Here is a 6,203-nt window from a genome sequence, read left to right as displayed (position 1 = left end):
ACTTTTGCTCATGGTTAAACTTTTAGTGTGGTGACTCAAAGATAACCAAAATAGGGCTGACTTCCAAAATCGGAGGACGGCCCTATCATTATAATGATGTATGAACTTTTAGCGGACAGTAATAATTTGGATTGTTGTTGTCTGTTGTTTCTCTTGCAATATGTGCGCAGAATTATCAGATTAAGGGGACAGTCATCAGCAAAACTACGCGTGAACCTCTGGAATTTGTCAATGTATTGGTGGTAGGACTTAACGTAGGGGCATCTACCGATATAAACGGTAATTTTACTATCAACTCTGTTCCTCCCGGGATATATCAGCTTCGTGCATCAACCATAGGCTATAAAACAGTTTTTACCGAGGAATATCGTGTGAATCATATTACCCCGCACATTAATATAGAAATGGAGGAGGAAAGTACATCCATATCCGAGGTTACAGTAACTGCATCTCCTTTCCGTAGGGTTGCAGAAAGTCCTGTCAGCTTGCGAGTTATAGGTTTGCAGGAAATAGAGAAAGCTCCCGGAGCCAACCGTGATATTTCCCGTGTGGTGCAGAACTATCCCGGTGTAGCCTTTTCGCCTATAGGATATAGAAATGACCTCATTGTGCGTGGTGGTGGACCATCCGAAAACAGATTCTATCTTGATGGAGTAGAGATTCCAAATATAAACCATTTCAGTACGCAGGGAGCGTCTGGAGGACCTGTAGGTCTGATAGATGCCGATTTGATACGTAATGTGAAGTTCTATAGTGGTGCATTTCCTGCTCATCGAGGCAATGCCCTGAGTTCTGTACTTGATTTCAGCCTTCGTGATGGAAGTATGGACCGTAATTCATTGAAAGCCACTTTAGGGGCATCTGAGGTTTCGCTCAGCTCCAATGGACATATTGGCGATAAAACATCATATCTGGTTTCTGTGCGCCAGTCTTATCTTCAAATGCTTTTTAAGATATTGGGACTACCTTTCCTGCCAGCCTATACTGACGCATCTTTTAAAATCAAGACAAGGTTTGACGATAAAAACGAGCTTACAGTCCTTGGGCTTGGAGGACTTGACCGTATGAAGCTGAATATGGACATTGACGGTGATTATGCCGAATATTTGTTGAGCTATCTACCTACCATCGAACAGGAAACTTTCACTTTAGGAGGAGTATACCGCCATTATGCCGGAAATCATGTACAGTCTGTAACATTGAGTCACAGCTATCTGCATAACCGCAATTTCAAATATCAGAACAATGACGACAGCAATCCTGATAATCTTAATCTTGATTTGGGGTCAGTTGAGCAGGAAACAAAACTGAGGGTGGAAAATACATCCGAATGGAATTCATGGAAGATGAACGCTGGTTTCGAACTGAATTATACACATTACACAAATAATACATTTCAGAAGATATTCACTGACGAATTGCGTGAATTCAACTATGACACCAGCCTTAACATGTTGCGTTGGGGAATATATGCGTCGGCCGATTACACGTCAGCCGATGATAGCTTTACTGCTTCGTTGGGTGTACGAACAGATGGAAATAACTATAGCGACAGGATGAAAGAGCTGTGGAGGCAGTTGTCTCCCCGTCTTTCTGTTTCATATCGTCTGATAGACGGCCTTTTCCTAAGTGGACATGCGGGACTTTATTACCAGCTGCCTGCATACACAGCTTTGGGTTATAAAAATAATGATGGTGTATATGTAAACAAAGGTCTTGACTATACATCTGTGATGCAAGAAAGTATAGGGCTGACATGGAATCCTACAGAAACTATGGAACTTTCGGCCGAAGGTTTCTATAAGAAGTATAACAATATGCCATTATCTGTGGCAGACAATATTCCTTTGTCGTGCAAGGGAAACGATTATGGGGTTATAGGAAATGAACTTTTGGTATCTGATGCCGAAGGACGTTCATATGGAGTTGAAATAATGTTCAAATGGTTGTTGGCAAAGAAGCTTAACCTGTCTTCATCACTAACATTTTTCAGAAGTGAGTTTAAATCCGGTGCTGATGATAAGTATGTAGCTTCAGCATGGGACAACAGATTTATCTTCAATATGAGCGGAACATATAACTTCCCTAAAAATTGGAGTCTGGGAATGCGTGTATGTGCCATAGGTGGTTCTCCGTTTACTCCATACGATGAGGAGAAATCATCGTTGATAGAAGCCTGGAATGTGCAGGGACGTGCTTATTACGACTACAGCCGTTATAATATGGAGCGTCTTCCGGCATTTGGACAGCTTGATGTCAGAGTCGACAAGACATTCTATCTGAAAAAGTGTATGCTTGGTTTCTATCTTGATATTCAGAATATTACAGCCAGTAAGCTGCGCCAGCCGGATGCACTTATGAGTACCGGTGTTGAGAACCCTGACCGTCCCGGACACTATATAATGAAAAGTATAAAGATGGAAAGTGGAACAGTTCTTCCAACCATTGGAATTACGTTTGAATATTGATTTATGTGTTTTAAAAAAACGTGGGCAAATTTAAGGTAAAACGTGGGCAAGTTTTACCTCGAATTTGCCCACGTTTTTTTATTCAGTTTTAATCGTTTAAATGACTTTCATTATATTTTGACGGTGATGTACCAAACATGTCAGAAAAATGTTTTCTGAATGTCGGAAGATCGTTGAAACCTACCCGTTCTGCTACTTCAACGATAGAATATTTGCCGCTGGTCATTAACAGTGCTGCTTGGGTCATTCTCATATTCCGTATGAGTTCTACAGCTGTCAGGTCGGTATGTTTTTTAAGTTTACGGTAGAGAGTAGCCTGACTCATATTCAGAATTTCGGCCAACTGTTTGGCATTAAAGTCACTGTTGCTGATATTAGCCTCGATACAGGTTATTATCTGTTGCATAAATGGATCAATATTTTGGGTGTCTGTATCTTCTTCTGTTTTTTGTTTTGGCGTATTCAGTAACGCTTTGGTGTATATTTGTTTGAGTTTGCTTCGCATTTTTAATAAATGCTCGGTTTTTGACAACAATATTTCAGGATTAAAAGGTTTGCGAATATAATCATCCGCACCGGACTCTGATGCCTGTATATAATCTTCATCTTCATATTTGGCTGTGAGCATGATTATTGGTATATGTGCTGTCTGTTGATTGTTCCGCAATTGAGAGCAAAATTCAAATCCGTCCATAACAGGCATCATAATATCGGATATAACTATATCCGGAATATATTTTACTGCCATATCAAGTCCTGATTTTCCATTTTCCGCTTCCAGAACTTTATATTTTTTCTGGAAAATGGATGATATATATTGTCTCATGTCCTTGTTGTCTTCTACTATAAGTACTGTATAACCTCGCTTATAGCTGTCTGTATCAGGCTCTTGTTTCTCCGAAACGTTTATAGTCGGCACAACATCATAACTTTTGGTATGTTCATCTGTTTTGGCAATACAGTATTCGTCTGTTTTGAAATGTTCTTTTCCTAATGGTATATATACAAAGAATGTAGTTCCATGTCCTTTTTCGCTACTTACCTTTATTTGTCCATGGTGCATTTCGGTTATGGATTTGGCTATTTTAAGTCCCAGACCTATAGAAGATGAGAATAATGGAGTATTGTTCCCCGTTTCATACGAGTTGAAAATTGTTTCTTTTATTTTAGAATCAATACCACATCCGCTATCTTCAATCTCTATGCATGCAAAAAATTGTCTGTCGATTTCTTTTTTGCTTAATGAAACCGTTATATGTCCTTCTGTAGGCGTGTATTTGAATGAATTTGAAATAAGATTCTGTATTACAGAGGAAAGTTTTTCCCTGTCACCCCATATATGAATATCATTATCAATGGATTTATATTCATAATTTATATTTTGTTTCTGAGCCAGTATAACAAAATCTTGTGCGATATCATCCAATAAATGATTTATGTTTATTTCAGATAATTGTAGTTTCACCATGTCGGCCTCTATCTTTTGAATATAAAGAAGTCTGTCAGTCTGTGTCTGTAGACCTAAAGCATATTTTAATATAAGTGACAGTTTTCCATAAAATGGATGTGAAGAATTTATTCTGTTTAATAAATCCTGTAGTGGCGAAATGATAAGTGTAAGTGGTGTACGTAATTCGTGTGCAGTAGTAGTAAAGAATGATTCACGTTCTTTTCTAAGTTCAATTTCCTGGTCACGTTCCATTTTTGCGATAGAAAGCTCATGCTCTAATTTTAATTCATGTTGCTTCCTTTTCTGTTTGATATAGAAATAGCGTATTGCCATAATGATTAATATGAAGACAATACATGTTATTATCAGACGGAACCACACAGTTTCGCTCCAATGCGGGGTGATAATGAATTTCATCTCGCATAATGGTCCTACTTTCTGATTTTGAAAGATAGTTTTTACTTGAAAAGTATATTCACCGGCAGGAACATGATCGTATGAGATCTTGTTCGCCTCATTTGTAATTATCCAATTATTCTGATATGGATAAAGACGGTAAAGATATTTTTGTTGTTTGTTTAGATATGATAAATTGGTAAATGATATAGAGAAATTTCTATTGTCGTAATTTAATTTTATAGTCTCTGTATAGTTCAAAGCTTCTTTTAAAATGACCTGATTGTTTATAGTGTCATTTATCTTGACCGGTACATGATTTACTTCCAAATCAGTGAAATAAACTTTACCTTGTTTAGCTGTATAATCAATATTTAACTTTTGTGGATTAAAATAGGTTAGCACACTATGATTACCCCAAAATAACAATCCATTTTTTGCATAAACGGATCTGTTACTCCCGGATATATAGTAGTTGTAGAATGAATTGACATGTTTGCTGAATCGTGATATTCCAGAGTTTGATCCTATCCAGATGTATTGGTTCTCGTCTTCGGTTATCGCAGTTATGAAGTTGCTGCACAGACCGTCTTCTGTAGTGTACAGATTTACAATTTTATTTTCCGATAATGAAAATTTTGCAAGCCCGCTACCTGAATATCCAATCCATAATATATCGTTTGAATCTTTATACAAAGCACGTATTTCTTTATATGTTATAGACTTATCGAAGTCTTTCTCATAGTCTTTTCTTTGATAGAATGTATTATGATTGCTTTCAGAAGGTTGAAGCATTACTAACCCATTGTAAGTTCCTATCCACAACCTTTTGGTATTGTCAATAGTAATGGCCCTTATAGAGGTACTTGATTCTTGAATACTGTTTTTCCAGTCAACGAATTTATATTCGTGTTTTCTCCAGTTGATATAGAAAAGTCCGCTTTCTGTACCTGCATATCCTTCATCCTCGGATATTGGAAGTATACTCCATATATTAGTTTTAAGCCGTAACGGATGATGTAGTGATATATAGTCAAGACATTTCCCGTCAGTTGGATCAATGCGCATCAGTGTTCCTTCTGATGTACCAAACCATAGTTTATTATTGGAAGAACTTACTCCGCTCAGTAGGGTCTCTGTTTTAAATTGAGGAATATTAATCTTTTCAAAATCCAATTGTTTCTTTAAGTCAAACGGTTCAATACTTCGCATAAGACCTTTGTGAAATGTTGTTAGCCAAATATAGTCTTTGTTGTCCATTAGTATACTGCTGATTTCATTGGCATGTTTCTGAATGTATTGTTTATAGAAAATTTCTCTTAAATCAGCATAAAGAATACCACCACCTTCAGTCCCTATCCATATCAATCCTTCTTTGTCATAGAATCCTGTTTTCATACGTGTTTCGGCATATTGATACTGACTGTAAGGAAAATGGTGAGCATTCAATCGATAAGTGTTGTCATTCATTCGTTCAAACATAGTATAACCATTCCATGTCAAAGCTATATATTTCCCTTCATCAAATGGCAGTATCTGATACACATCATTGTGAGAAAGTTGATCGGGATTTCCGTTATTGGGTGAAGTCCAGTGTTGTAGTTTTTGTGATACCATATCATAAAGGAATATACCTTCTTCTAAGGTTGTAATCCATAGTTGTCCCATATCATAGAATAAAGAAGAAATACTGAATTGTTTTTCTAATGGTATAGTACAAATATATTTGACTTTTTTGTTATTAGTATCTAATGATAGGACTTTTCCATCGGATGAAGCTAGAAATGTATTATTGGAGTTAGGATCAGTATATATTACTTCAAGATTCTTTTTAGAATATTCTATCTTATCATTTCTCATAAATATCGAGTCTGAACTCTCAGTTATGT

2 protein-coding genes are annotated in these 6,203 nt (G+C 36.9%); one reads left to right on the top strand and one right to left on the bottom strand.

All coding sequences use genetic code 11. From position 1 onward, the window contains the following. The first annotated feature begins 131 nt into the window (after positions 1 to 131). Entirely contained in the window at positions 132 to 2,468 is a 2,337-nt protein-coding gene (locus tag I6E24_RS14975) for a TonB-dependent receptor (protein ID WP_394800418.1), read from the top strand. Between the two features lie 88 nt (positions 2,469 to 2,556). On the opposite strand, the gene I6E24_RS14970 is transcribed toward I6E24_RS14975, so the two are convergent. Next, positions 2,557 to 6,174: a hybrid sensor histidine kinase/response regulator transcription factor gene (locus I6E24_RS14970; protein WP_235329372.1), complete on the bottom strand. Its 3,618-nt coding sequence runs from the start codon at positions 6,172 to 6,174 to the stop codon at positions 2,557 to 2,559. Positions 6,175 to 6,203: the final 29 nt, after the last annotated feature.

The sequence above is a fragment of the Bacteroides caecigallinarum genome (assembly GCF_021530995.1).
Taxonomy (GTDB): Bacteria; Bacteroidota; Bacteroidia; order Bacteroidales; family Bacteroidaceae; genus Phocaeicola; species Phocaeicola faecigallinarum.
Note: the sequence above shows the minus strand (reverse complement) of the source record. Positions and strands in the feature narration are given on the sequence as shown.

What these genes read in the sequence shown, in the direction of transcription:
- I6E24_RS14970 (WP_235329372.1), bottom strand. Translation starts at nt 6,174, where the DNA reads ATGAGAAATGATAAGATAGAATATTCTAAAAAGAATCTTGAAGTAATA.